This window comes from Sulfuricaulis sp. (assembly GCF_024653915.1).
In the GTDB taxonomy this organism is placed as follows: Bacteria; Pseudomonadota; Gammaproteobacteria; order Acidiferrobacterales; family Sulfurifustaceae; genus Sulfuricaulis.
Map to the genome: position 1 here is coordinate 176,856 of NZ_JANLGY010000022.1, position 26,979 is coordinate 203,834.

Here is a 26,979-nt window from a genome sequence, read left to right on the forward strand (position 1 = left end):
GTAACTACCTTAAAATAAGAAACAAAACAAAATGGACAGGATTCACAGGATTAACAAGATTAAAAAAGAACATGTTCTAAATAATCCTGTAAATCCTGTTAATCCTGTCAATTAAATTTTTTCAAAATCATCCACCGCGATCACTTCGCGCCGGGCGGCGTAGGCCGTGCGTACGAGTTTCGCCTCGGCGGCACTCAATACATTCCGCGCCACGGCGGCTTTCACCTGCGCCTCGTGGTCGCCGAGTAGCATAGGAGTATCTTCAACCAGCTTGGCCAGTTTGCGCTCCAGCAGTTCCGCGGCGATGACTTTGGGCAGCGCGTCCTCGAGCCGGCCCAACGCTTCGCGGGTTGTCGTCGGCAGATAAATTCCGCGTGTCAGGCGGTCGCGCGCCGCCGAGGTCTCCAGCAGCAGCACGGCGCAGTCGTGATTCATCCTGTCGTCCGGCACAGGGTTGCGCCGTCCGAACGGAAACACCATCCCGCCCATGAGCCAGGCTAGAAAAGCATTGGGGAAATTCTTTAGAATCACCACCAGCATCTTCTCGGCTTCGTGCAGGCAGTACTGGCAGGCGTAGCGCATCAGCGGAATATCTTCCACCGGACGGCCATCGTCCTCGAAACGTTTGATCACTGCCGAGGCGAGATACATGTAGCTCAAAACATCGGCAAAGCGGCCGGAAATTTTTTCTTTGCGCTTGAGCGAGCCACCCAGCGTCAACATGGCGATGTCGGAAATCAACGCGAAAGCGGATGACAAGCGTGTGAGTCGCTGCACATAGCGCAGGGTGGGCCCGTCCACGGGCGTTCGCACCAGGCGCGCGCTGGTGAGACCGAGCCAGAAAGCGCGCGCCACATTGCTGATCGTATAGCGGATGTGTCCGAAAATGGCTTCATCGAAATTCTTCACAGCGAGCTTGGTGTCCGGCTCTGCCACCGCGCGCATTTCCTGCAGCACGTAGGGGTGGCAACGCACCGCTCCCTGACCATAAATAATGAGCGCACGCGTAAGCAGGTTGGCGCCTTCGACCGTGATGCTGATGGGCAGCGCCTGATACACGCGCCCCATGAAATTGCGCGGCCCGAGACAGATGCCGGACCCGCCCTGGATGTCCATGGCGTCGTTGACCACGCGGCGCATGTGCTCGGTGAGCTGGTACTTGACGATGGCCGAGGCCACCGAGGGTTTTTCGCCCATGTCCACGGCGCGTGCCGTGAGCGTGCGCGCCGCGTCCATCATATAAGTGTATCCAGCCATGCGCCCGAGTCCCTCTTCCACGGCCTCGAACTTGCCGATCGGCAGCTTGAACTGGCGGCGGATGCGGGCATAGGCGCCGGTGGCGCGGCAGGCCACCATACCGGCGCCGACGGAAAGCGCGGGCAGGGAAATCGAGCGGCCGGCGGCGAGCGAGTCCATGAGCATGCGCCAACCCTGGCCCACACGTTCGCGTCCGCCGATCACCCAGTCGAGCGGAATAAAAACATCCTCGCCCCAGTTAGGTCCGTTCTGAAACGGAATGTTGAGCGGGTTGTGGCGTGTACCGATTTTGACACCGGGCGTGTTGGTCGGGATCAGCGCCAGCGTGATGCCAAGATCTTCCTCGCTGCCCAGCAGATTGTCCGGGTCGAATAAACGGAACGCGAGCCCGAGCACGGTGGCCACCGGGCCGAGCGTGATATAGCGCTTCTCCCAATTGAGACGAATGCCCAGCACATTTTTCTTTCCCTTGAACGTGCCGCGACAGACTATGCCGCGGTCCGGCATGCTGCCGGCATCCGAGCCGGCCTCGGGGCCGGTGAGGGCGAAGCACGGCACTTCTTTGCCGCGCGCCAGGCGCGGGAGATACTGTTTCTTCTGCTGGTCCGTGCCGTAGTGCAGCAGCAACTCTGCCGGACCGAGCGAGTTTGGCACCATGATGGTGACACCGGCGGTTATCGAGCGGCTGGCGACCTTCACTACCACCGCCGAATGCGCCTGCGCGGAAAATTCCAGGCCGCCATATTTCTTCGGGATGATCATGCCGAAGAAACCCTCGTCCTTCATGAAACGCCACACTTTCGGCGGCAGGTCGCGCTGCTCGTGCGTGATCTGCCAGTCGTCGAGCATGGCGCACAATTTTTCCACCGGACCGTCGAGGAAGGCCTGCTCCGCATCGGACAGCGACGGTTGCGGGAGATTGAACAACTGGTCCCAATCGGGATCGCCGCCAAACAGCTCGGCCTCCCACCACACGGTACCGGCCTCGAGTGCCTCGCGCTCGGTGTCCGACATCGCCGGCATGATTTTCTTGAACACGCGCAGCAACGGGGCGCTGATCAAGGCGCGGCGCAACGGCGGCATGGCCAGCGGAATGAAAAGGATCAGGAAAAGCGCCAGAACCAACAGCGACACCGTGGGAGATGGATCGGTAAAGGCATCCCACAGGGCCATGGCAGCCGCGAGCACCATGGCCCACACCAGTCCCGGGACGCGCTGGGCCGCGAGTCCCCAGATTATCACCACGGCAATCAGTATCCAGACGGCGGTATTCATAATTTCCCTGCCTTGGGCATCTTTATTCCCTGATTTTTCGGAGCAGCCAGTGCCCTTCCATTGTAGTCCACAGCCCGTCCCGGGCGCTGATTCGGGGTGAAACGGCTCTCAGATCTGGATCATTTCAAAATCAGACTTGGCCGCGCCGCAATCGGGACATTTCCAGTTCTCCGGGACATCCTCCCAGCGTGTTCCGGGGGGAATACCGTCCTCCGGCCGGCCTTTTTCTTCCTCATAAACATAACCGCAGATCACGCACATGTACGACTTCATTCCTGCCTCTCAATGCCGGTGAAGGGGACGATGGGCAATGATCGCATTTTCATCTTCATGGTGAAACCTCAGGGGCGGCGGTAGAATTCCCGCGATGTCAGATCGCGTCGCGGTGGTGTTGTGCAACCTGGGAGGTCCGGATTCGCTGGCAGCGGTGCGCCCGTTTCTGTTCAACCTTTTTTCCGACCCGGATATCTTCCGCCTGCCGCTCGGCTGGCTCACGCAGCGCCCGTTCGCGAGCCTGATCGCGTGGCGTCGCGCTCCCGAGGCCGCCCATGGCTACGCCGCCATCGGCGGCAAATCCCCGATACTCGAATACACGCAGGCGCAGGCCGGCGCCTTGCAAAAGGTACTCGACGGCGCAGGCCAATTCGATGTGCACGTGTGCATGCGTTACTGGCATCCGCTGACCGATGCCGTGGTGGCGACGCTCAAGCAGAAAAACTACGCGCGCGTCATTCTGCTGCCGCTATACCCGCACTATTCCATCACCACGACCGGTAGCGCCTATAACGAATTCCAGCGCCAGTGCGAGCGACAGCATTACCAACCCGCCGTGACCCTGGTACGACAATGGTACGACCAGCCCGATTACCAGGCCGCGATCGTGGAGACGCTGCGTGCCGAACTGAAAAAATTTCCCGACCCCGATCCGGCGCGTATCGAATTATTGTTTTCAGCGCATGGCCTGCCGCAGAAAATCGTCGACGGCGGCGATCCCTACGAGCGCCAGATCCGCGCCACGTTCGATGCCGTGCGCACACAACTGGGGTGGCCAAACACGACACTGTGTTACCAGAGCCGGGTCGGGCCGCTCGAATGGTTGCGGCCCTACATACAGGACGTGATCCGCGACAAGGCCGCTAAAGGCGCGAAACAGATGTTGGTGTATCCCATCGCCTTCGTGTCGGACCACGTCGAAACCCTGTTCGAGCTCGGCATCACCTACGCCGAGCTGGCGCGCGCGCAGGGCATTACACACTACCGCGTGACTCCAGCACTCAACAACCATCCGCGCTTCATCGCAGCGCTGAAATCACTCGTGCTCAACGCGGCGTCGACGCCATGAACAATTCCACACCGCCCGTGGTTCTGGTTTTTGCCGGCAGCGACCCCACCGGCGGCGCCGGCATCGTCGCCGACGTGCTGACGCTGGCGAGCCTCGGCTGCCACCCGGCCGTGGTCGTCACCGCCGTCACCGCGCAGGACACCCGTGGCATCAAGCAATTCACTTGCACCGATACCGAGCTGGTCATCGCACAGGCGCGTGCCGTACTCGAAGACATGCCGGTGGCGGCTTTCAAGATCGGCATGCTCGGCAGCAGCGAAATCGCCACCGCCGTGTCTGGCATCGTCGCGGATTATCCTGACATCCCGCTCATTCTCGACCCGATCCAACGCTCGGGACGCGGCGATGCGCTCGCCGACAGCATGCTCGACGGCGCGCTGCGCAGCCTGCTGATCCCGCAGAGCACCCTGATCACGCCGAACAGCCTGGAGGCACGCTTGCTCGCGCCCGGTGCCGACACGCTCGATGCCTGCGCGCAGGAATTAATGTCGCTTGAGTGCGAATACGTGCTCATCACCGGCACGCACGAGAAAACACCTGAGGTCATCCACCGGATGTACGGCAACTTGCGCCAGCTCGAAACCTTCGTGTTCGAACGCCTGCCCGGGAGCTATCACGGCTCGGGCTGCACGCTGGCCTCCGCCTGTGCCGCCTCCCTCGCGCACGGGCTCGACCCGGTCAACGCCGTGGGCGAGGCGCTGCGTTACACCTGGGAATCTCTGAAGCACGGTTTTCGCCCGGGCATGGGGCAGTCGTTGCCAAACCGGCTGTACTGGGCGTGGGAGATTGATGAGCCGGAAAATGGCGAAGGTTGACAATATCGCATCTTAGGTTGACAATCATTCAGACAAAGGTTGTCAATTGATGCGGCGCTATTTTTATGACCAAAGTGCGGATGCGGGGTGAGGCGGTAAGAAAATTCATCCTCGCCAACGTGGAAAAACATCCGGCGGACATCGCCCGGATGGCGGCGGACAAGTTCGGCATCACCCGGCAGGCGCTAAGCAAACACCTCCAGAAGCTGGTCGGCGAGCACGCGCTCAAGCAACTCGGCAAAACCAGAAATCGCACCTACCGGCTGGCGCCGCTGGCCCATTGGCACAAGACTTTTCCCCTCACGAAAACACTGGCGGAGGATCGGGTCTGGAGAGAGGACGTCGCGCCCTCGCTGGGCCAAGTGCCCCAGAACGTTCTGGAGATATGGCACTACGGTTTCACGGAAATCTTCAACAATGCCATTGATCACTCGGAAGGCACCCTGATCGCCGTTGATTTCCGCAAGACCGCGTCCACCACGCAGATCGCGATCCATGACAACGGCGTCGGCATTTTCAAGAAGATTCAAGCGGCCCTGGGACTGATTGACGAGCGCCACGCGGTACTGGAATTGGCGAAGGGCAAACTGACCACCGATCCCGCCCGCCACACGGGCGAGGGAATCTTTTTTGCATCGCGCATGTTCGACGACTTCGAAATCCTGTCGGGAGGCATCCATTTCTCGCACCAGTTCGACAAGAGAGAGGACTGGATACTGGAGCGAGACCGCTTCTCTTCCGGCACGGCGGTGTGGATGAAACTCAACAATCACACGGCGCGAACCACGAAAAAGGTTTTCGACAAATTTACTTCGGGAGAGGATTACGGATTCACGAAAACGGTTGTGCCGGTAAAGCTGGCGCAATACGGTGACGAAAACCTGGTATCCCGCTCGCAGGCCAAAAGGCTGCTGGCCCGGGTTGAGCGGTTCGAGACGGTGATTCTTGATTTCAACGGCGTGGCGTCCATCGGGCAGGCATTTGCCGACGAAATTTTCAGGGTATTCGCCGCGCAGTACCCGAATGTGGCGCTGCTTGAACTGAATGCCAACTCAGCGGTGAAGCGCATGGTCAGCCGCGCGCGCGTCAACGCTAAACCATAACGCCGCCTTAACCGCGCGGCGAACCGGCTGTACTGGGCGTGGGAAATGGATGAACCCGAAGACGGCGGGGATGACTGACGCCCGGTGTGAGCGACACCGGCCAGTGAGGTTTCAGTAAAAAAGGGTAGCGTCCCCTTGTATTTCTTTTATCTGCAATTTGGATGGGTTGAATTTCCCCTGCAGAGTTCTCTCGTTATATCTCGCATGCCCGCAGCGAACCCTCGCTGATAAACCGATGCACTGCCGCCCGGACTACCTGGATCTCCCGGACATCCAGGATAGCCTGGGTATCCCATTCCGAACGTTTCTGACCCTGCTCTATGCCCGTCGCGGTGACCATCGCAGTAGGAGCCCGCATTGGCGTGTACATCGCTGGAGGTAACGAAAGGCGAGATAGTCAAGATGATCGCTACGAGGGCGAAACTTGCGACTAGCTTCATGGATATGTCCTTTCTTCGGGTGGTTAAGGAGATATGCACTGTACTGGATTGCAGACCTACCGCCGCCCTTGAGCGGCGCGGGCTAAAATCGTAACAGGAAACGCTCCGTCGTCACACCGCATGATCTTCCCCCACCAAAGTGGACGGTTCATTGCGCCACCAATCTCTCATATTCTGCGGGTGTGTGGTAGTCGATCCCCGAATGCAGGGTTAGGCTGGTAATGTTTGATTGTTAGAACTGGCTCCGTGCTTTACCTCTTCGGCCTTTGACACTACTTGCCGATGACATCCTTATAGATCGTCTTTTCGTCGCACTCTCTTGACATTTTGGCGAATTCAAGCATACCGGCCCAGTCTTCACTAGGTCCCAGTCGCTTAAAGCCTTCACGCCTACACTGGTCAGATAATGCCTTTCTCAATAAGAACTCACTTTTTGATACACGAGCCAAGTTGGCTTCCATATTGTCATTCAATTCCGCGAATACGGGATCCCTATCATATAGCCCGAATGCCTTTAGCTCAGAATAGCTAAGAATCTTAATATTCTCTGGAGGTATCAGCTTCATGCTTTCATAAAGAGAACTTGGAATATTCATTTCACGAAGATATGCGGAGACATCTGCTCCCAATTTCGTTGTCCTGGTCTGCAATTCTTCAAATGAAACAGCATCCGTATCTATCGAATACGGTCGATGAATACCCACAGGACCCCCGGAGAAAGTCGACCGCTTTACTGCTCCCGCCAATAAAAAGACACAAGAGTCCATACATTTACCAGACCAACCTACCTGAGCATGTACGCGTGCTTTGCGAAACATACGCCCAATAGTCATAGCTGCGTACACGTCCCCGCCTTCACTATCGAGCGAGACCCAGTATCCCTCATCGTAGGGATTGGGTTTATACCACTGTGGCGTTGGATTCTTCTTGAAATAGTTTTTGTCCAAATAGGGCGCCAAAAGTTTCCGAAAAATAGGCACATCGTTTTTTGAAATTGGGCCTCGTAACGAAACGCCTGGGACGCCGCGTGGCAACACCCCTTCATTCATTAACTTATCGTATTCAGATTGCCATATCCAAATTGATGAGTTTCCAATGCGAACTTGATTTCGCCTAATTTCTTCATTTGCCCTTTTTTGGTCAGCTGTGACGACAGGAGGTTGCCATGCTTCATCTGCGTAGACGTGTATTGAGCAACCCAGAAGAGAGATGCACAAAAGCCAGCGAAATCCAAGAAAATAACCACCAGTCATTGCGGCCTCCAGAATGGAAATGTGCGCCGAAAATTCAACACTTTGATCACACCAGCCGAATTATCCGCAGCCTCTGCACCTTGCGGCCTAACGAGACTGTAGAAAAAGTCCCTTTTCGGACCCCAACCCACCAGAAGCGACACAGTGCGATGAAACTGCCGTCGTGTCGACAGATTTCAACGATGTGTGCAAATACCCATCACGCAGGCTCTGGCGCATTTCTGTCTGCATCTCCATTTCGGTCAAGGAATTAGCCTCTGCCTCATGATTGAGCAAATTTGTGCTCGTCAAGGGGTTTTCCTACAGTCTCAACGTTCCGCATAACCCGCCTGCGACGGCGGCGTTAATGCGGTGGTTAGGGCAGCGGCTCATGAACACAGTCCCACGCTTGCAATCCCTCGGAGATAGCAGCCTTTGCGAGTCTCTTGTCGGCAGTTACGAGTGTGGGACGAGACTCACCCTCCAGTGGCGCATACATCCCGTGCTTCAGGGTCAGCAGTTGGAATGCGTCGGATATGTCAAGGCAATGTTTCGTAGCCAGCGCCTCGGCTTGATCGTAGACGTCCCTCTCAAAAATGCCTATGTCCTCCACTTCGAGCGTACTTGTGCGTGCGCGGGCGACGAGTTCTTCGCAAGCCGCCAGATATTGCTCCTGGGACAGGCGTCCGTGTGTCCACTTTCCCTTCAAGACCCCAAGCGCCTCCATAAAGCAGAGCGAGGTTGTCGAAAGGACCGCCCTGCCGCAGTAAGCCCGGAGCTTCTGGCTGTGATCCTCTTCGATGGCCAGTTTCACGAGCGCCGAGGCGTCAAGGTACTGAGTGCGGATGTACTGCATTGGTTTGTTGCCCTAACGAGACTGTAGGAAAACTCTGTTTTCGGACCTTGTCTTACCAGAATCCGCACAGCGCAACAAAAGTGTTGTTGTGCCCGTAAAGCTCAACGATAGCGAAAAATGCCATCGGTGAAGGCTCTGACGCGGTTCTAAGTGAGTTTCCATTTTGATCCAGTACTTTTGTCACTGCCTATTGTTTGAGCAAACAGGTGCCAATTTAGGGTTTTCCTACAGTCTCAACGTTCAAATTGAGGGCCAGCCCGCTGTTGGGGCTGTCTCTCTCGAATGTAGTGTTCGAAGAAAAAGAAAAAGGGGACGCTACCACTGCTGTCCCACTTAACTTTTTAATCACAGACCGGCGGATCAAAACTGAACGGATATGGGCGGAATATACCGGGTTTATTGGGTTCGTCGGTTTCGCCCCTTGACCCAACCAACGCTTTCTCGAATTCATGTTGGTGTTGGACCTTATGCGTCCTGGCCTCTACGAATCAGGCTATTCAAGGAGGAAGCGCAGTAATTAAGTGGGACAGCAGTGGGACGCTACCCTTATTTTTCCAAGCATTGCGCGCCGACCAACTTAAATTCGATCTCAGTTTCAGTGCCCCCATATAAGCTGGCATACTACGCCGCATAATTTGAGTGGTCAAAAAATGGTCAATAAATCACGTATCGCCGGACTCTACGCCATAGCCGACACTCAGTACCTCGACGACGCGCGCCTGTTGCCGGCCGTGGGCAAGGCTATTGCGGGCGGGGCGCGTGTCATTCAATATCGAGATAAGCAGCATGTTGCCGATTCACGTCTCGGGCAGGCAAAAGAGATCGCCAAGCTCTGCCGGCAACATGGAGCGCTGTTCATTATTAATGACGATCTCGATTTAGCGTTAAAGACACAGGCCGACGGCGTGCACTTGGGGCGGGAGGATGCCGCGCTTGCCAAAGCGCGCGAACGACTTGGGCCACGGACAATTATCGGCGTGTCCTGCTACAACGAACTCGCGCGCGCGGAGACGGCACAGGCACAAGGCGCAGATTACATTGCCTTCGGCCGTTTTTTCCCCTCACGCACCAAGCCGCAGGCCGTACAGGCCAGCCTCGATCTTTTGCGCGAAGCGAAAAAGAAACTGCGTATTCCCGTCGTTGCCATTGGCGGCATTACCCCGGAAAATGGCGCCGCACTGATCGCGGCCGGGGCCGATGCGCTGGCCGTTATCGAGGGCGTGTTCGGCCAGCCGGATATCCGGGCCGCGGCTGAGCGTTATGCGCGGTTGTTTAACAATTAATCCTGTCTATTTATTTACGAAACCATGACCACCTCCTCCGATCTTTTCAAACGCGCGCAGAAAGTCATCCCCGGCGGTGTCAACTCGCCAGTGCGCGCATTCAAGAGTGTGGGCGGCGATCCGATTTTCTTCGCGCGGGGTCAGGGTGCGTATGTGCTCGACGAGGACGGCAAGCGTTACATCGACTACGTCGGCTCCTGGGGACCCATGATCCTGGGCCATGCCCACCCCAAAGTCATGGCGGCGGTAAAGGAAGCGATGGAACACGGCTTGGGCTTCGGTGCGCCGACGCGCATCGAGGTCGAAATGGCCGAATTTATCTGCCGGCTCGTGCCCTCGATCAAGAAAGTCCGCATGGTCAGCTCCGGCACCGAGGCCACCATGAGCGCCATTCGCCTGGCGCGCGGCTTTACCGGGCGCGACAAGATCGTCAAGTTCGAGGGCTGCTATCACGGCCATGCCGATTCACTGCTGGTAAAGGCCGGCTCCGGCGCGCTGACCCTTGGCGTACCGACTTCGCCCGGCGTGCCGGCGGACCTCGCCAAACACACGCTCACGCTCGAATACAACAATGCCGCGCAGGTGCGCGAGCTGTTCGGCAAGACAGGGAAAGATATCGCCTGTGTGATTGTCGAACCGGTGGCCGGCAACATGAATTGCGTGCCCCCTGTGAAAGGCTTCCTCGAAACGCTGCGAGAGGAATGTTCAAATCACGATGCGGTACTGATCTTCGATGAGGTCATGACCGGCTTTCGCGTGGCGCTCGGCGGGGCGCAGGCGCACTTTGGCATCCAGCCCGACCTCACCACGCTCGGCAAGATTATCGGCGGCGGCCTGCCGGTGGGGGCCTTTGGCGGACGCGCCGACATCATGAGCCGCCTCGCCCCGGAAGGTCCGGTGTATCAGGCCGGGACGCTGTCGGGCAATCCGGTGTCGCTCGCGGCCGGGCTGGCCACGCTCAAAGAGATTTCAAAGATGGGATTCTTCGAGGCACTGACAGCAAAAACTGCCATGCTGACGCGTGGCCTCGCTGAGCGTGCCGGGCATGCCGGCGTGCCGCTGGCCACTCAATGCGTCGGGGGAATGTTCGGGATTTTCTTTACGAAGGAAACCGTGGTATCGAGCTTCGCACAAGTCATGGCCTGCGATGTCGATCGATTCAAAAAGTTTTTTCACGGGATGCTGCGCGAGGGCGTGTATCTGGCGCCGTCCGCCTTCGAGGCCGGTTTCGTCTCGGCGGCACATACGGAATCGGATATCAATGACACGCTGGATAAAGCGGAAAAGGTTTTCAGGACGCTTTAAAAACAAAACGGGCCGGTGGTCCGGCCCGCGTGTGCACCCCGCACAACAGTTCTTTTGTCCCTTTAGCTAAGCAACCAGCACATCCTGTGCGGTTGCTTAGCTGACCAGTATATTCTCGGAAGCGAATCTGACCGTGGCAACTTGCGGGCGGATGGCCTCGTCGCTGAGGGCGATGTCCACTCCAAGGATGGCAACCAGGTTGTCATGATCGCGCACACCCGGCAGTTCTTCGCGCAGGTACCCGTAGTGGGTTTCGTTCATGTACACGACGTTCGGTCGAGCACCGTGGACGTCTGCGTAATCATTTACCAGGTTTACGATGTGGCTCAACATGGTTTGCTCCTTAGTTGCCCTGTTTTGGGCCGTCTGGAATCTCGCGTTACGCCTCTCGTGATTCCGTGCTTCTCACTACTGGAAAGAGCAATACTCATGCCATGCTGGTTGCCCAGCTAACTTGTTGAAATTGGATGCTATTTATCGCCCAAGCGGATGACGTGTTTGGGCGTTGGGGCTGGCAAAGGCCGGACAATGGCCGGCACCTGCCGCCGCACGGCATAAAACAGTCTGCCGTGCCGGTATGACAGCGGGATGAAGGGGGAGTTTTACTTGAAGATTTACTTAATCAGTGCAGACCGGCCATGTATTCCGAGACCGCCTTGATTTCCTGCTCCGACATGCGGAAAGCGATGCGAGTCATGATGTCACCGTCGTTGGTCCGGCTACCGGTCTTGAAGGCAAGGAGTTGTCTGTTGGTATAGGCGGCGTTCTGCCCGGAAACCTTGGGGAAACGCGGCGGGATGCCGTGGCCCGTGGGGCCGTGACAACTCATGCACGCAGACACACCCATCTTGGCATTGCCGCCACGGTAGGTTTTCTCGCCCAGCTTGGCGAGTTGCGCGTCACGCGCAGCGCCCGGCTTGGCCTTGAGGCTCTCATAGTATGCCCCAATATTTTTCATGTCGGTCTTGCTGAGGGCCGCGGCCATGCCGGCCATGATGGGGTCCTTGCGCGCGCCGGATTTGAAATCGCCGAGCTGCTTGGCGATATATTCCGCATCCTGGCCCGCCAGCTTGGGCCACAGGGGGTCCGCGCCGCCGTTGCCATCCGCCCCGTGACAACCTGCGCACACCGCTGCCTTGGCCTGGCCGGCCGCGACATTGCCGCCCGCGGCTTGCGCCGACGCGATCATAACCAGCCACAAGCTCATTGCAGTGGCGACAGAAAACAGATTCTTCATAAAACCCCCATGAGAAAACGACAGAAACCGGGTTGATTTTCGGATCGCGCGGCGGCGAGGGCGGAAATCACAGGCCGGCTTTATATACCACAGTCCGCTTCCCGGTCAATTTACAAGGTCAATTTAGAAACGAAAAAACTTAAAGAAAGTATTGAGCCACGGGGGACACGGGGGGAAACGAATGGATCAGGTCCGATTGACCTTGTTGATATCCCCGTGCACCCCGTGGTTGGAGTTCTTTTGCTACGTTTTTATAAAAAAAAGCCCCGGAGACAAGGGGAGAGTGTCCGGGGCCGAACATGTCCCGGATGATGTGCATCCGGAACGTGCCCCGCTCAGGGAGGTGGAGCGGGGCAAAACGAATCCAATTCGTCCGCCATTATGACGCACCGCTCCGGGATTAGTTCAAGCCTTTTCGTTCCGGATAGTAAAACTTGGCGCGCCGCATCACGCATACTTCGTGGGTGTTTGTCCGCCTCCGATCGCGAATCGCGAATGGCGGCGCGCTAATGTGCCTCGTCCCAGTTGCCACCCACACCAATATCCACCACCAGCGGCACGGCCAACTTCGCTACACCGCTCATGGCCTGGCGCACATGTTCGCGCGCGGTATCCACCGCATCCTCGGCCACTTCGAATACCAGCTCGTCGTGCACCTGCATGATCATGCGGATGTCGAGGCCGGATAACGGGATCCAGCGATCCACCACGATCATCGCGCGCTTGATGAGATCCGCCGCCGTACCCTGCATGGGGGCATTGATCGCGGCGCGCTCGGCGGCCTGTCGCCGGTTCATGTTGGCGGCATTGATTTCGGATGTGTGCAGCCGTCGGCCGAACAGCGTCTCGACATAGCCCTGACGCCGCGCGGTCACGCGCGTGCGTTCCATGAAATCGCGCACGCCGGGGTAACGCGTGAAATAGCGCTCGACGTATTCTTGCGCCGCCACGCGCTCGATGTGTAGTTGCTTCGCCAACCCGAAGGCTGACATGCCGTAGATGAGACCAAAGTTGATGGCTTTGGCGGCGCGACGCATGTCATCGCTCACGCCGTCGGGCGCCACGCCGAACACTTCCGCGGCGGTCGCGCGGTGCACATCGCGATTCTCGGCAAAGGCCTGGATCAGCCCCTTGTCTCCGGAAAGATGCGCCATGATACGCAGCTCGATCTGCGAGTAGTCCGCGGACATGATCTTGTACCCGGGCGCGGCGATGAACGCCTGGCGGATGCGCCGACCTTCGGCGGTGCGCACCGGGATGTTTTGCAGGTTCGGATCGGTCGAGGACAGGCGCCCGGTCGCCGCCACCGCTTGATGATACGAGGTGTGTACGCGCCCGGTCTTCGGGTCGATCATTTCCGGCAGCTTGTCGGTGTAGGTGGACTTGAGCTTGGAGAAGCTGCGGAAATCAAGGATGAGTTGCGGCAACGGATAGTCGAGCGCCAGTTCCTGCAACACCTCTTCCGCCGTGGAGGGCTGACCGGTGGGCGTCTTCTTGAGCACTGGCAGCTTGTGCTTGTCGTAAAGAATTTCCTGGATCTGCTTGGGCGAACCGATGTTGAACGGCTGGCCCGCGAGCTTGTGCGCCTCGCCTTCGATCTCCAGCACGCGCTTGCCGAGCTCGTTGCCCTGCGAGCGCAGCATGGCGACGTCGATCAACACGCCGTGCCGTTCCATGCGCGCCAACACCGGCACCAGCGGCATTTCAATTTCGTCGAAGAGCTTTACCAGCGTCGGCGTTTCACTCAGACGCGGCCACAGATGTTCGTGCAGGCGCAGCGTGATGTCGGCATCCTCGGCGGCATAGGCCGTGGCCGTATCCAGCGGCACCTCGCTGAAATTGATTTGGTGCTTGCCTTTGCCCGCGACCTCTTCGTATTTGACGGTCTTGTAACCAAGGTACTTGAGCGCGAGTGAATCCATGTCGTGGCGCGAGGCGGTCGAATCCAGCACATAGGATTCGAGCATGGTGTCGTAGCGCATGCCGGCCAGTTGGATGTCGTAATTGGCCAGCACGCTCATATCGTATTTTAAATTCTGCCCGACCTTGAGACGGCCTTCGTCTTCCAGCAGCGGTTTCAGCTTTTCGAGCACGGCTTCGCGCGACAACTGCTCCGGCGCCCCGGGATAATGATGCGCCAGCGGCACGTAGGCGCCGTCCCCGGCACGGTCGGTAAACGAAACACCCACGATCTCGGCCTGGAGTGCGTCGAGGCTGGTGGTCTCGGTATCGAAGGCAAACAGCTTCGCTTTCTCAAGCCGCGTCAGCCACACTTCCAGCACCTTCATGTCGGTGATCATCTGATAGTTTGCGTTTACGGTCGCCGGTGTGGGCGCGGCCGTGGGGGCATTGGCGCCGCCCAGCTCGGCCAGCCACGACTTGAACTCGAGGTGCGCGAACAACTCACGCAAACGCGCGGTATCCGGTGGCGTGCGCTTGAGGTCGCCGGGCTGGAGTTTTAAATCCACGTCGCACTTGATGGTGGCCAGCTGGTGTGACATCGGCAGATGCCCGATGGCCCCGCGCAGGCTTTCGCCCACCCGTCCGTCAATCTCGTTCGCGTGCGCCACTATTTGTTCGAGCGAACCATATTCCTGCAGCCACTTGGCCGCCGTCTTGGGGCCGACACTGGGCACGCCGGGAATGTTATCGGAGGTGTCACCGACGAGCGTGAGAAAATCCACTATCTGTTCCGGGGTCACGCCGAATTTCGCCACCACCGCCTCGCGGTCGATCACGGCGTTCTTCATGGTGTCCACCAGCTGCACATGCCCGTCCACGAGCTGCGCCATGTCCTTGTCGCCGGTGGAAATCACGGCGTCGCGGCCCTCGGCGGCGGCGGCGCGCGCCAGCGTCCCGATTACGTCGTCGGCCTCCACGCCCTCGAATTGGATCAGCGGCAGGCCAAGCGCGCGCACGATGGCGTGAATCGGCTCGATCTGATTCGAGAGATCGTCCGGCATCGGCGGCCGGTTGGCCTTGTACTCGGGATAAATGTCGTCGCGAAAGGTCTTGCCCCGGGCGTCAAACACCACTGCCATGTATTCAGTGTCGTAGTCCGCGAGCAGGCGGCGCAGCATGTTGGTCACGCCGTACACCGCGCCGGTCGGTTCGCCGCGCGAATTGGCCAGTGCGGGCATGGCGTGGAAAGCGCGGTAAAGATAGGATGACCCGTCCACGAGGACGAGTGGCCCGGCTTTTTTACCGCCCGCCGATGCCTTGCGGGCAGGTTTTTTCTTGGTTCCGGCCTTGGGACTCATGCAGCGAAAGAATCGCTCGCGCGCCTCATGTTTATGCTAAAAATCATATATGAATGACGGAAATCCCCACGATAAAGTACCACCGTATCCCAAACCCAACGGACCCGACTCCCATTTCCGCGTAGAGGTCGCGCCCTCGGGCACGATGTCGCGGGAATCCTGGAAAATTTTCCAGATCATGGCCGAGTTCGTTGAGGGCTTTGAGCGACTGACCCAGATCCAGCCCTCGGTCAGCATCTTCGGTTCCGCACGCACAGCGCCGGGGCATCCCTATTATGCCCTGACCGAGGAGATCGCGCGCAAACTATCCGACGCCGGATTTTCGGTAGTGAGCGGCGGCGGCCCAGGCCTGATGGAGGCCGCCAACCGCGGCGCCTACGCCGGCAAATCCCCGAGCGTCGGCCTGAACATCCGCCTGCCGATGGAGCAGCATGGCAACCCGTACCAGAACATCTCGCTCACCTTTCAGCACTTCTTCGCGCGCAAGGTGATGTTCGTGAAATACGCCAAGGCCTATGTCGTCATGCCCGGCGGTTTCGGCACGCTCGACGAACTGGTCGAGGCGCTCACGCTGATCCAGACCGGCAAGAGCACGCATATGCCCGTCATTCTGGTGCACGCGCCGTTCTGGTCCGGCCTGCTCGACTGGTTCCGGGAGACGCTCGTCCACGAGGGCGTCATCGACAAGAACGACTTGAATCTTCTGAGCGTGGTGAACAACGCCGACGAGGTGCTGGACGTGATCTTCCGGTATTATGAGGCATGCGGTTTCGAGGCGTCGGAAGCGGAAACAGAAATCAAGCTGAATCTTTGATACACGGACGAACATGCGCATTACATCTTTGCTTATTCTTTCTTTCCTGATCGCACCGGCGATGGCGGCCGAACCGGCGTCGAACGGGGTCAAAAACAAGGCGCCGACCACCGTTCCCGCGCCACCGCCTCCGCCAGAGAATTACAATCCGCCGGCGGCGCCCGAACTCCCGGATGTCGGCCAACCGGAACCGGAAGTCACCATCACCACCAAGGGCACGGAAATCCACGAGGAATACCGGCTCAATGGGCGGTTGTACATGATCAAGGTGGTTCCGAAAAAGGGGAAGCCCTACTATCTCATTGACAAGGAAGGCAGCGGACAATTCCGCCGCAGCGATTTTGAAACGCGCATCGCCATCCCAACCTGGGTGATCAAACGCTTTTGATGTTTATACGCTTTCGGGACAAGGATGTACCCGGCATGCCCTTCGAGAAGACGCTGGCATGAGCAAGCACTCCTCTTCGAATATCGAAAACGAGAATGGAAACACCGGCCTGGGCCAGGGAACAACCTGGATCGCCTGCGGCTGGCGCATGGTGCTGGAACAAAAATCGCTGTGGTACGGCATGACCGCCGTCTACTTCATCTTCGGGTTTCTGCTGAAGCTGATTCCGTTCATGGGCGATCTGCTGCTGATACTCATCACCCCCATGTTGCTCGCCAGCGTGGTGTGGGGCCGCGCGCAGGAGCAGCTCGCGGAACCCGCTGTCATGCCGGTCTCTTCTCAGCCTGCCTTGGCTCTGTTCCAAATCTGGATCGCCCACCCGGCGCAGGAACTGATGCGCATCTTCGCCCAGGAGGAAAAGATGTTTGGCGCCGTGTTGCTCGGTATCGTCACCCTCGGACTGGCCATGCTGGTGAAAATCATCGGTTATCTGCTCGTGGGCGGTTCGATGTTGTCGGGACTGGCGGCTAGCCAGATGGGCATGGCGCAGGTCACCACCTTGCTGGGCATGGGGCTGGTCGCGGTCTTGTCGCTGTTGCTGGCGATGGGGCTGCTATTCAGTGTTCCGCTCACGGTGCTGGGAAACAAACAGCCGCTGGCAGCCATCTCTGAAAGTTTTTCCGTCTGCCGCGAAAAAGCCGTGGCGCTGTTGGCGCTGGCCGTGCCATTTTTCCTGGTCTATCTCGTCATTCTCGTGGCCTATGCCAAGTCCCACTGGCTGGGTTATCTGCTGCTGGTCAGCATGGGTTTTCTCGCGCTCCCGGTTTTCGTTGCCGCCGTTTATTGCAGCTATCTCACGCTTTACCCCCCCAGCCCTTCCAATATTCGAAAGTAATCACGCTCGCCCGCGGCCGATGGCCGCGGCAAGTTTATAATTCGAGCCATGCATGTGCTGACCTACCACGGTGAAGCGCTGGCGAGCTACGGCTTCGGGCACGGGCATCCCTTCGGTCCCGATCGTCTGCATGCCTTCTGGCAGGAAATGACAAAGCGGGGCCTCGACCGCCGATCGGACATTGGTGCGCCGGTGGCCTGCACGGAAAAAGATCTCGCCTTGTTCCACACCGCCGATTACATCGCACGCGTTAAACACCAATCGCAAACCGGCGAAGGTTATCTTGACCACGGTGACACGCCCGCCTTTCCCGGCGTGTTCGAGGCGGCTTCGGTGGTGGTGGGTTCGGTGCTGGACGGATTGAAAAAAATTCTCGCAGGAGAGTATCGGCGCGTGTTCGTGCCCATCGCCGGCTTGCATCACGCGCGCCGTGACTCCGCCGCCGGCTTCTGCGTGTTCAATGACATCGGCGTGCTGATAGAGGCAATGCGCAAGCGCTACGGGATACAGCGCGTGGCCTATGTGGACATCGACGCACATCATGGCGACGGCGTGTTCTATGCCTTCGAGGATGATCCTGATTTGATCTTCGCCGACATCCACGAAGACGGGCGCTATCTTTATCCCGGCACCGGCGCGGCCACCGAAACCGGCACGGGCAAAGCCCAGGGCACCAAGCTCAATATCCCGATGGAACCCGGCGCGGACGATGCCGCGTTTCATCGCGTATGGCCGCAGGTCGAGGAATTCGTGCGCGCGGGCAAACCGGAATTCATTATTTTGCAGGCCGGGGCCGACAGCATCGCCGGCGATCCGATCACGCACATGCAGTTCACGCCTGCCGCGCATGTACATGCCACGACACGCCTGTGCGCACTCGCCGATGAATTCTGTCAGGGACGGATTATTGCCACGGGCGGTGGTGGTTATGACCGCGCCAATCTCGCGGCGGCGTGGACCGGCGTCGTGGAAGCCATGCTGACGACGTGATCACGGCCGCTTCTTAGACGGCGAAATTCCCGGTAGTCTTGGTCGTCAATTCGAAGAATAACGACGCATGAAATTCTGGATCGCTATCGCCAAGGCCATCGACGCCGCCAATGAATTCATCGGGCGCGCGGTGCTGTGGCTGGTCGGCGCGGCCACGCTGATATCGGCGCTGAATGCGCTGGCACGTTACGGGCTGGGGCGTTCGTCCAACGCCTGGCTGGAAATCCAGTGGTACCTGTTCGGCGCCATCATCCTGCTGGCCGCCGGCTACACCCTCAAGCACAACGGCCATGTGCGCATCGACGTCATATACGGACGCTGGTCGGCGCGCACGCAAGCATGGATCGATCTCATCGGCACGATGCTGTTCCTGCTGCCGCTGTGTGGGCTGATGGTGTGGCTCGGCTGGCCCGGCTTCGTCGATTCGTTTCTGAGTGGCGAGATGTCGCCCGATGCCGGTGGACTGATTCGTTGGCCGGTGCGGCTGATCATTCCGCTCGGTTTCACTCTGCTCGCGATGCAAGGCGTGGCCGAGATCATCAAGCGCATCGCCTTCCTGCGCGATGAAGGAAAACTTCCACACGAGCAGCCACAGGAGGAGGTGTGAGTTTCACCGTCATGGCGCCGCTCATGTTCGCCGGGCTGGTGCTGTTCCTGCTGCTCGGTTATCCCGTGGCGTTTGCGCTCGCGGCCAATGGCCTGTTGTTCGCCTTCATCGGCATCCAGTCCGGCCTGTTCGATTTCAGCCTGTTGCAGGCGCTGCCCGAACGCGTCTACGGCATCTTCTCCAACCAGACATTACTCGCGATTCCGTTTTTCACTTTCATGGGACTGGTGCTGGAGCGCAGCGGCATGGCCGAGGAGCTGCTCGACACCGTCGGCCAGTTGTTCGGGCGCGTGCGCGGCGGGCTCGCCTTCGCCGTGGTGTTCGTCGGCGCGTTGCTGGCCGCCACCACCGGCGTGATGGCGGCCACGGTGATCGCCATGGGCCTGATCTCACTGCCCATCATGCTGCGTTATGGTTACGACAAGCGCTTCGCGAGCGGTGTCATCGCCGCCTCGGGCACGCTGGCGCAGATCGTGCCGCCGTCGATCGTGCTGATCGTGCTGGCCGATCAGCTCGGCGCCTCGGTCGGCGACATGTACACCGGCGCGCTGGCGCCGGCACTGATGCTGGCCGGCCTGTACCTCTGCTATGTCCTCGGCGTCACGCTGGTAAAGCCGCAGGCCGCCCCGGCCCTGCCGCCGCAGGCGCGCACCTTGCGCGGCTTAGCGCTGGTGCAACGCGTGGCGATTACGCTGATCCCGCCGCTGGTGCTGATATTCCTGGTGCTGGGCACCATTTTTCTCGGTATCGCCACCCCCACCGAGGGCGGTGCGCTGGGCGCGGCCGGCGCCGTGGCGCTGGCGGCGCTGCGCCGGCGGCTGACGCTGGATGTCGCGAGGCAGGCCATGGACTCGACCGCGCGATTGACCTCCTTCGTGATTTTCATCCTCATCGGCTCGACCGTGTTCAGCCTGGTGTTCCGCGGTATGGACGGCGACCTCTGGGTGGAGAGCCTGCTGACGCAACTGCCCGGCGGCGCGATCGGCTTTCTGATCGTCGTGAACCTGCTGGTGTTCGGGCTGGCGTTCTTCCTCGACTTCTTCGAGATCGCGTTCATTGTGGTACCACTGCTGGCGCCGGTCGCGGCCAAGCTCGGCATCGACCCGATCTGGTTCGGCGTGTTGCTCGGCATCAACATGCAGACCTCGTTCCTGCACCCGCCGTTCGGCTTCGCGCTGTTCTACCTGCGCAGCGTGGCGCCTAAGAGCGTGCGCACCACCGATATCTACTGGGGCGCGGTGCCGTTCGTGCTGTTGCAGTTGCTGATGGTAGCGATCGTGATCGCCTTCCCGCAGATCGTGGGCCATGCGCCCATCGTTCCGGAGAGTGCGATCATGGAGGTGCCACTGGAGGTCGATCCCGACGCCGGCTTTCTGCCGCCGGAGTGGAGGTAACGCTTGAATCAAGCGGCGCCGGCAGGTGTCCGGCTTGAATGACGGGTGATGTGTTTTTTACATGCTCTTTTGTTATTCCATCATACAAATACGCCGCCCGAATACTTCCACCTCCTCCCAGTTGGTGAACTCCGCCACCGTTTTGAGATCGGTAGGACCCTTGGTCATCCACATGATCAATCTGATGATCTGCCGGTCCCAGAAGCAATATTTCTGATAGTCGATTTTGCCCGCGAAGACAGCCAATTGCCGGGGTTGCCAGGATGACTTCTTGTGGAACTTTTTTACATAAGGATTGGTTTCCGGTCTGTTCTTCTCCAGTTTGCGTGCCACCACGTTGACCGTAAAAAAGGCGCCGGGTTTGCTGTCCAGGACTTTCCGGTTTCTTTCGATGAAATCGAAAACTTCCGGGCGATGCTTGCCGTAGCGGATGCTGGCGCCGATGACGATCTTGTCGAACCGGTTCAGCTCCGCGCTGTCCGCCTCGCTCACCGGGACCAGCTCCACCCGGTGGTGCTCCCGTTCGATGACCTGCTGCAGGCGCTGGCAGATTTTCAGGGTATGACCATCCGTGGTTGAGTAGATAATAAGGATGCTTGCCATTTTTCAATAACACTCATTCAATGGGGTCACCCATTGATTAGGCTACGTGCTGCTGGACGCGTCTTTCCACCTCGGCACCGATGGTGCGTTGAGCCACGCGCAGGTCGTAATCGGCCTGCAACCCCATCCATACCTCGGGCGAAACATTGAAGTACTTGCCGAGACGCAGGGCGGTATCGGCGTTGATGACGCGCTTGCCATTGACGATGGCGCTGATGCGGCCCGGGGGCACGGCGATGTCCCGCGCCAGGCGGTTAATGCAGACATCCATCGGCTTCATGAAATCTTCGAGCAGGATTTCACCCGGATGGATGGGTTTAGAGAACTTGCGTTTGCGAGCCATCGTAATAATTGAGCTTGGTTTTTTTGATTCGCCCGAGTAGCGGTAACACCACCTTAAGCAGCGCTCCGTCGTTTGGCACGCTCGTCGGAAGGCACGGCTCGGCGCTTCGCGTGTCGCGAAGCGTAATGATCAACCAGCCGGCGAATCATGGCCTGATAGGAAGTATGATGTTTTTTCGCCTCGGCCTTGAAGAATTCCACGCTGGATTTGCTCAGGGCCATGGTGATCTTGACGTTGTCTTCCTTGAACACGAGTTCTTCGGGCGCGGGGAGGAAATCATCCATCACGCGCAGCTTTCCCATCGGCTCATCTGTGTATTTAACTTTGCTCTTCATAAATCCTCTTGCCCCTGCGCCAGTATCCGGCGCCAATAATGCGAATAACGCCCTCACGATAAGTGAAACGGACCGTCAGGACTCCGTGCCCCACCCGGCCGATACAGTAATACCGCTTTTCGCCGTGGCTGTGAGTAAGGTCTTCGGCAATGACGCGTCTTGAGTCGGTAAAGGCCAGCTGGGCAAGCCCAAACGAGACGCCGTGCTTCTTCTGGTTCTCGTGGTTTTTCTTCTCATCCCAGTCGAAACGCGCTTTTGCCATGCGGGAATGGTAGCACAAACTGGCATGAAGGCCATACAATGAGCCATACCATGGTATGGCGACTGGGATTGTGCACGGGTCGGGAAAACACGATCATGAAATTCCGCTGGAGGTCAATCCCGACGCCGGCTTTCTGCCGCCGGAGTGGAGGTAACACCACGTTAGTCCCTGATATAGCGGAATAAAGCCTGAGGAAGCACTCAGGCAGTTTGCCAACTAGGGCTGCCTAGAGTTGAGTTTTTATGACGGTTGTCCGCATCTGTCCTCAAAATGCCTCGACGCTTACGCCAAAATCTCCCCTTCCTGCTTTGGTCAGAAGCGACATCAGAGAACTTACCCACCCTTGATAGGCAATGTGGGCAAAAACTGGGTGATTTCTGTCGCTGTCTGTTGTGTCATACAAGATGTCCACCAAAGGCGTGGTGTCGTCGAGTCCTAAACGAACCACACCTATATGCAGGCTCATTGGGGGGACCTTCTCCCAGAGCGCAAGACGGACACGAGAAAGTCTCGATGGATCTGACTTTAAAATATTCTCCAGCTCCTTATCAACATATTTGGCGAGTTTAATAAATCTGGTAGATACCGTAATTCCAAACCCAGGTGTCTTAGTCGCTTTGGCCAGACTCATTAAGGCAGAACTGAAATACGACGCGGTCGTCACACCAGCAGCGTGGAGCCGATCAGGCGAGGTTCGCAGATCATTGTGTGCGGCAACCACGAGATGCGTTGGACAAAACGCCGGATAATCTGATGTTTCACATTGCAGTTTTTGCCTGCTGGTCGTCGGAGGTGGTGCGTCGGGCTTGATGACGGCAACATGCTGTCTCCGGATTAAACCAGAGGTTCGCATACTTGCTACCTTGAAACGCACGCTAGGGCCGATGTTATCGTCATGAACATATACATGTTCAATGTTGGATTCTTGAAGGCTAACTTCCCCTGGTTTGATCGGTGCCGGTGCGCCGGAACGAAAACCCACGACACACATCGCATGCCCACTTGGGCCCTCGTCACTATCAGTAAATGAGCCAATCAACAGGATTGGATAACCGGAGCGCACGAATGCTGCGCAAGAACTAGCGAAACGCTCACGACTGAACCCAATAGGATTCCAGTGGCGGTCGCGCACATCACCCTCGAGTATCAATGGCGCAAGATTATGTTCTTTAATCGCTTCGCAAATCTGCGGTATGGTTAATCCAACGGAAGGAAATATTCGCGCGCCAAGCGATGCGCTTTTGTGGGCAGAGCGGGTAATATCAGCAGTCGTGGGAATTGCATGATGATCATCGAACGCGGACGAGTGCAGCATTGTCCATAAAGCGATCGTTGCGCACGCACCAACACCCGTGTCCTGCTGTTGCCAAGCTAATCCCGTTACCTTCAGACAAAATCCTGCGATGTTGATCTTGTATTCGCGCGATGGCCCTGTGATTCGTGGCGTTGAGGGAAAGCGTTCGTCATACCAGCGCACAACCGTCCTTCCAAGCTGCGCTGCCGGAATTGGACGGATCACAATAAACCCAAGATATGAATCATTAAAAGAATCAACAGTAGCTTCATTTCCTGACGCCGCCTCTATGACGCGTTCTCGAGTAACCGGATCTCCTTTGAACAGGTGTATGCGACGACAGATATTTCGATAACCAACCGAACTGGTTGAATAGAAGGCGGAGAATTCAGCCAAGTAGTCACGATCGAAGTAGCTTGGCTCTTCCAGAACGGAAGTCGCGCCCAGATCTGCAAAATAGCACCGAAGATACCGAACCTGGTTTGTCTGGATCAATTCAGATAATGGATCGGATGCCGACCCAAAGGAGTGGAAACGAAGATCTTCTGGAGAATGGTGAAATTTCTGTGGCATGCGCCTAGCGCGCCATCAACTAATTAATGCGCCTACGTTGACGACTACTCTACAGTCTTACTTAAGACCGCGCTGGTTACTGGTGTCATATACGGTTTAGTTCGTTCCTCAATCTTCTTGTCATTAACTTTCTTGAGTTCCTTCTGCACTGCATTTTCAATGGCCGTGGTAATCGTGACGCCCTCAAATGCTTGCGTCCAATTCTCCATTGGGTTAGTCCAAAGTGTGTACTTATCTTTCTTATCCATTATCTGCCCCCGTGCGCCGATAGCTGCTCGTTGAATCCAACTACGTGCGTTGCAACACCGTGGCGAGCGTGCTCACTCCACGGCATACCAAACAACAAAATAAAATTGAACGCTGAAACATGGCTGAATAGTTGAGTCTTTTTTCGAAAGCAGATCAAAAAATTTTGAGCGCGAGTCAATTAAAATTGACGGCTGGATCTTTTGTTCTTCGCTTTCAAGAACGAAATGTAATCTGCCACCAAGGCCTCTTCTTCGGCGCTGAGTTCAGTATTCAGCAAAGCCTGGCGGAGGACACTGGTTCTTGAGGATTTAGTTCTTGAAGTACTCACGATTTTTGGGCGTGCTGCACGTACTTCGGAATGCATTGATTGGCCTAAGTAGCCAGCGAGCTCCATAAGCTGTTCGTATGAAACTCTGTAAAAATCTGCGAGGCGGGCAAGCTTGTCGGGCGAAGGCTTAACTGCATCACCATGTTCCAGCTGGGATAGGTAGGCATTGGAGATCCCGGTTGCCTCTTCCACTTGTCGAAGCGAGGAACCATTAATCTTCCGGAGCTGCTTAAGCTCATCGGCTAACTGATTGAATGTCATATAAAGATTGTGTCTATGTCTAGTCGCGCTGTGCCAGCAAAGGCTAGTCGCAATTGCCTACCAAATCAAGCACCGTTTGACACTGCTTGACGTATCAAGCAATGCCTGCTATTAATTATAGTGAGCAATGCAAGATATTAAAAGCATCCTGCTTTTCGATCGCTGCGGCGCTAACAAGGAAGTAAGAATATGAACAAATTCGAGATTCAGATTGTTTATAACGGGTTGACCAAATCGCTGACGCTTGAACCGCATCAGCAGATTACGGCGGTAGTTGAACATGCTGCCCACCTCTTTGGGGTCACACAAAACGTCCACACATTGGCACTTTTTAAGGAAGACGGCACGGAAATCCCTGTGAACCAAAGCGTGGCCGCCGCGGGCATCAAGCCGGGGGAACTGCTTGCGCTCCGCCCGAGTACGGTCAGGGGGGGCTGACATGCTGCGAGTCCCTGCTGCACTTCTCGCATCAACGTTCCACGCGCTACGGGAGTGTGGGCGTGGGCAAAATGAGTGTGTTGTGTACTGGACCGGTCCTGCCGAGTTATCAAACGTCGTTAATTGGCAGGATCATCCCAACCACCGGCGTTCGCCACGCGAATATGAAATAGATGGTACATGGCTGACGGAATATTGGTTTCGTTTGGCCCGAGAGAACCGAGTCATCCGTGCCCAAATCCACACACATCCAGGCCAAGCCTTTCATTCCGCTACTGACGATCAATTTCCGGTGGTCTCACAGCCAGGTTTCATCTCAATCGTTATTCCTAACTTTGCAAGGGGTGCAGTATCACTGGGCGAAGCCTGGATTGGCCAATTAGGAGCGGACGGGCATTGGCATGAGCTTGCGGTTGAGTCAGAGATCGAGATCACACCGTGACCGCTAAAAAGGCGCTCGACCGGACCATACGGCTCATTCGGGATGCCGTCACAGACGACATATCCGACGACGCGATCGTCAAGCGGCTCCAGTCCTTTCGCGTCAGGTTTATTGCGGACGAGGCAAACCTCCGTACCCATGCAGGCCAGACCGCGTTGGTCACATTGGTTTCTCTGGTCGTGCGCATGGGTATCCAAGTTGATCTCGATATTCCAGAGGTAGAGATCATTGGGCCGCAACCCCCACTGCGTGGCAAGCACCTCCGTGCGGCCTTGGTTGATTTCGGTGCCGATGGAGTTCCCGGCACTGCCGTCACCCGTGACGGTCATCTAGCTTGTGGTCTGGTCTTCGTTCTCGGCGACACACCGACCGAACTGGACCCGAATTTCTGGCGCGTGACCGGGAGCGCATGGGCTGGTCACATAGCGCGCGGCATTTTCACTGGCGAGCGGTGGGGCACTGATTGGCCGATCGGAGGAATGGTGGCTGCCGTTCTAGCTGCGTCCGAAGTTTTCAAGACCGTGGTCCGCACCATGCCCCTTCGTCCAGTATGGGATGAATACTTAGCGCCTTGTGACTTTGCAACTTGGGACTTTGAAGGCGATGGTCTTATTCTGCCCGAGAACAAATCTGTAAAGATAGATGTCATCAGCGCTGGCGCCATCACACAGGCAACCCTGTACGCGCTCTTTCGGTTGCCCATCAAGCTAGCCATACGAATTTTTGATGATGACGATGCAGAACTCAGCAACATCAATCGTCAAATGCTGTTTCGTCGATCTGATTCCGGGGCAAAGGTTGACATTGCCACACTGTCGGCGCCTACTTTGTTTGTGTGTACGCCTATACTGGAACGGTTTTCTATGGCGACATCAGCCCAACACCTGCCATTGGCACCGCACGTCCTTGTCGGTGTCGATGACATTCCTTCACGGTGGGAGGTGCAACGCGCAACGCAAGGCTGGGTGGGTATTGGCGCCACCACCCACTTTGAGGCCTCAATATCGTCACATGAAGCACAACAACCTTGTGCCGGCTGTCTACACCCGATTGACGATCCTCAACCCGCTGGTCCGATACCTACGGTTTCTTTCGTATCTTTTTGGGCGGGTCTCGCGCTAGCCGTGCGCTTCCTTCGGCATGTTGGCGGTCTGCCCCATGATGATCGGCAACAACATCTTTGGGTTTCTTCCCTGCGCATGGATATGGCAAATGCTGCTCTCTGGAGACCAGTCGCTGGCCGGAAAGATTGTCCTACAGGCTGCTTGGGCTCCCGAATTCTTAGCCCGGCTGTTACTACACATGATCTTTGAATATCACGGCACATAACTAACGACAGGATGGGATTTTTGTTTTTC

The 26,979-nt window shown here is 57.4% G+C and carries 28 protein-coding genes; 14 read left to right on the forward strand and 14 right to left on the reverse strand.

Translation table 11 applies throughout. From position 1 onward, the window contains the following. Positions 1–111 precede the first annotated feature (111 nt). Positions 112–2,532 carry an acyl-CoA dehydrogenase gene (locus tag NUV55_RS11675; protein ID WP_296673189.1) on the reverse strand — a complete coding sequence of 807 codons (2,421 nt, stop codon included), beginning with the start codon at positions 2,530–2,532 and terminating at the stop codon, positions 112–114. Positions 2,533–2,640: 108 nt separating this feature from the next. Next, a complete protein-coding gene (locus NUV55_RS11680) occupies positions 2,641–2,805 on the reverse strand; it encodes a rubredoxin (protein WP_096361721.1) in 165 nt (54 codons plus the stop codon). 94 nt (positions 2,806–2,899) lie between these two features. On the opposite strand from NUV55_RS11680, the gene hemH reads away from it, so the two are divergent. The 3 genes from hemH (at position 2,900) to NUV55_RS11695 (ending at position 5,792) form a co-directional block, all read left to right on the forward strand. Then, positions 2,900–3,874 (forward strand): ferrochelatase, encoded by a 975-nt coding sequence (hemH, locus tag NUV55_RS11685; protein WP_296673192.1) that lies wholly within the window; start codon positions 2,900–2,902, stop codon positions 3,872–3,874. Continuing rightward, positions 3,871–4,689: a hydroxymethylpyrimidine/phosphomethylpyrimidine kinase gene (locus NUV55_RS11690; protein ID WP_296673194.1), complete on the forward strand. Its 819-nt coding sequence runs from the start codon at positions 3,871–3,873 to the stop codon at positions 4,687–4,689. The genes hemH and NUV55_RS11690 overlap by 4 nt, the downstream gene beginning before the upstream one ends. A gap of 65 nt (positions 4,690–4,754) precedes the next feature. Then, positions 4,755–5,792, forward strand: a complete 1,038-nt coding sequence (locus tag NUV55_RS11695) for a DUF4325 domain-containing protein (protein WP_296673196.1) — start codon at positions 4,755–4,757, stop codon at positions 5,790–5,792. A gap of 712 nt (positions 5,793–6,504) precedes the next feature. Here the strand turns inward: NUV55_RS11695 and NUV55_RS11700 are convergent. Next, positions 6,505–7,485: a hypothetical protein gene (locus tag NUV55_RS11700; RefSeq protein ID WP_296673197.1), complete on the reverse strand. Its 981-nt coding sequence runs from the start codon at positions 7,483–7,485 to the stop codon at positions 6,505–6,507. Positions 7,486–7,840: 355 nt separating this feature from the next. Further along, positions 7,841–8,320, reverse strand: a complete 480-nt coding sequence (locus NUV55_RS11705) for a type II toxin-antitoxin system VapC family toxin (RefSeq protein ID WP_296673199.1) — start codon at positions 8,318–8,320, stop codon at positions 7,841–7,843. Between the two features lie 650 nt (positions 8,321–8,970). On the opposite strand from NUV55_RS11705, the gene thiE reads away from it, so the two are divergent. Both thiE and hemL read left to right on the forward strand, forming a co-directional pair. Then, positions 8,971–9,603 carry a thiamine phosphate synthase gene (gene thiE, locus NUV55_RS11710; protein WP_296673200.1) on the forward strand — a complete coding sequence of 211 codons (633 nt, stop codon included), beginning with the start codon at positions 8,971–8,973 and terminating at the stop codon, positions 9,601–9,603. Between the two features lie 24 nt (positions 9,604–9,627). Further along, positions 9,628–10,908: a glutamate-1-semialdehyde 2,1-aminomutase gene (hemL, locus tag NUV55_RS11715; protein WP_296673202.1), complete on the forward strand. Its 1,281-nt coding sequence runs from the start codon at positions 9,628–9,630 to the stop codon at positions 10,906–10,908. 96 nt (positions 10,909–11,004) lie between these two features. Here hemL and NUV55_RS11720 read toward each other — a convergent pair whose 3' ends face one another. The 3 genes from NUV55_RS11720 to polA form a co-directional block, all read right to left on the reverse strand. Further along, the gene (locus NUV55_RS11720; RefSeq protein WP_296673203.1) at positions 11,005–11,241 is read right to left on the reverse strand and encodes a hypothetical protein; all 237 of its coding nucleotides are present in this window, start codon (positions 11,239–11,241) and stop codon (positions 11,005–11,007) included. A gap of 289 nt (positions 11,242–11,530) precedes the next feature. After that, entirely contained in the window at positions 11,531–12,145 is a 615-nt protein-coding gene (locus tag NUV55_RS11725) for a c-type cytochrome (protein ID WP_296673205.1), read from the reverse strand. A 506-nt stretch (positions 12,146–12,651) separates the two neighbouring features. Then, the gene (polA, locus tag NUV55_RS11730) at positions 12,652–15,405 is read right to left on the reverse strand and encodes a DNA polymerase I (RefSeq protein WP_296673207.1); all 2,754 of its coding nucleotides are present in this window, start codon (positions 15,403–15,405) and stop codon (positions 12,652–12,654) included. Between the two features lie 145 nt (positions 15,406–15,550). Between polA and NUV55_RS11735 the strand changes: the two genes are divergently transcribed. The 6 genes from NUV55_RS11735 to NUV55_RS11760 all read left to right on the forward strand — a co-directional run bounded on the left by NUV55_RS11735 (position 15,551) and on the right by NUV55_RS11760 (position 20,493). After that, positions 15,551–16,219 carry a TIGR00730 family Rossman fold protein gene (locus NUV55_RS11735; RefSeq protein WP_367280413.1) on the forward strand — a complete coding sequence of 223 codons (669 nt, stop codon included), beginning with the start codon at positions 15,551–15,553 and terminating at the stop codon, positions 16,217–16,219. Positions 16,220–16,232: 13 nt separating this feature from the next. Further along, positions 16,233–16,607, forward strand: coding sequence for a DUF2782 domain-containing protein (locus tag NUV55_RS11740; protein ID WP_296673211.1), 375 nt, complete (start codon positions 16,233–16,235; stop codon positions 16,605–16,607). A gap of 58 nt (positions 16,608–16,665) precedes the next feature. Next, positions 16,666–17,502: a hypothetical protein gene (locus tag NUV55_RS11745; protein ID WP_296673213.1), complete on the forward strand. Its 837-nt coding sequence runs from the start codon at positions 16,666–16,668 to the stop codon at positions 17,500–17,502. A gap of 48 nt (positions 17,503–17,550) precedes the next feature. After that, positions 17,551–18,492, forward strand: coding sequence for an acetoin utilization protein AcuC (locus tag NUV55_RS11750; RefSeq protein ID WP_296673214.1), 942 nt, complete (start codon positions 17,551–17,553; stop codon positions 18,490–18,492). A gap of 67 nt (positions 18,493–18,559) precedes the next feature. Then, positions 18,560–19,099: a TRAP transporter small permease subunit gene (locus NUV55_RS11755; protein ID WP_296673216.1), complete on the forward strand. Its 540-nt coding sequence runs from the start codon at positions 18,560–18,562 to the stop codon at positions 19,097–19,099. A gap of 11 nt (positions 19,100–19,110) precedes the next feature. Then, the gene (locus NUV55_RS11760) at positions 19,111–20,493 is read left to right on the forward strand and encodes a TRAP transporter large permease subunit (RefSeq protein WP_296673217.1); all 1,383 of its coding nucleotides are present in this window, start codon (positions 19,111–19,113) and stop codon (positions 20,491–20,493) included. Between the two features lie 72 nt (positions 20,494–20,565). Here NUV55_RS11760 and hemG read toward each other — a convergent pair whose 3' ends face one another. From hemG to NUV55_RS11795, 7 genes are all read right to left on the reverse strand, one after another. Continuing rightward, positions 20,566–21,096: a menaquinone-dependent protoporphyrinogen IX dehydrogenase gene (gene hemG / locus NUV55_RS11765; protein ID WP_296673219.1), complete on the reverse strand. Its 531-nt coding sequence runs from the start codon at positions 21,094–21,096 to the stop codon at positions 20,566–20,568. Between the two features lie 37 nt (positions 21,097–21,133). After that, on the reverse strand, positions 21,134–21,439 hold the full coding sequence (locus NUV55_RS11770; protein ID WP_296673221.1) for a HigA family addiction module antitoxin: 306 nt from the start codon (positions 21,437–21,439) through the stop codon (positions 21,134–21,136). Positions 21,440–21,492: 53 nt separating this feature from the next. Next, the gene (locus tag NUV55_RS11775) at positions 21,493–21,774 is read right to left on the reverse strand and encodes a hypothetical protein (RefSeq protein WP_296673223.1); all 282 of its coding nucleotides are present in this window, start codon (positions 21,772–21,774) and stop codon (positions 21,493–21,495) included. After that, positions 21,758–22,036, reverse strand: a complete 279-nt coding sequence (locus NUV55_RS11780; RefSeq protein ID WP_296673224.1) for a BrnT family toxin — start codon at positions 22,034–22,036, stop codon at positions 21,758–21,760. Before NUV55_RS11780 ends, NUV55_RS11775 begins: the two co-directional genes overlap by 17 nt. A 265-nt stretch (positions 22,037–22,301) precedes the next feature. Next, entirely contained in the window at positions 22,302–23,903 is a 1,602-nt protein-coding gene (locus NUV55_RS11785) for a hypothetical protein (RefSeq protein WP_296673226.1), read from the reverse strand. Positions 23,904–23,947: 44 nt separating this feature from the next. After that, positions 23,948–24,151, reverse strand: a complete 204-nt coding sequence (locus NUV55_RS11790; protein WP_296673228.1) for a hypothetical protein — start codon at positions 24,149–24,151, stop codon at positions 23,948–23,950. Between the two features lie 179 nt (positions 24,152–24,330). After that, positions 24,331–24,741, reverse strand: a complete 411-nt coding sequence (locus NUV55_RS11795; protein WP_296673230.1) for a helix-turn-helix domain-containing protein — start codon at positions 24,739–24,741, stop codon at positions 24,331–24,333. 189 nt (positions 24,742–24,930) lie between these two features. Here NUV55_RS11795 and NUV55_RS11800 point away from each other — a divergent pair, with 189 nt between their 5' ends. The 3 genes from NUV55_RS11800 (at position 24,931) to NUV55_RS11810 (ending at position 26,934) form a co-directional block, all read left to right on the forward strand. Then, positions 24,931–25,179, forward strand: a complete 249-nt coding sequence (locus tag NUV55_RS11800) for a DUF2604 domain-containing protein (RefSeq protein ID WP_296673232.1) — start codon at positions 24,931–24,933, stop codon at positions 25,177–25,179. A gap of 82 nt (positions 25,180–25,261) precedes the next feature. Beyond that, a complete protein-coding gene (locus NUV55_RS11805; protein ID WP_296673234.1) occupies positions 25,262–25,621 on the forward strand; it encodes a hypothetical protein in 360 nt (119 codons plus the stop codon). Then, positions 25,618–26,934 carry a ThiF family adenylyltransferase gene (locus tag NUV55_RS11810; protein ID WP_296673236.1) on the forward strand — a complete coding sequence of 439 codons (1,317 nt, stop codon included), beginning with the start codon at positions 25,618–25,620 and terminating at the stop codon, positions 26,932–26,934. Before NUV55_RS11805 ends, NUV55_RS11810 begins: the two co-directional genes overlap by 4 nt. Positions 26,935–26,979: the final 45 nt, after the last annotated feature.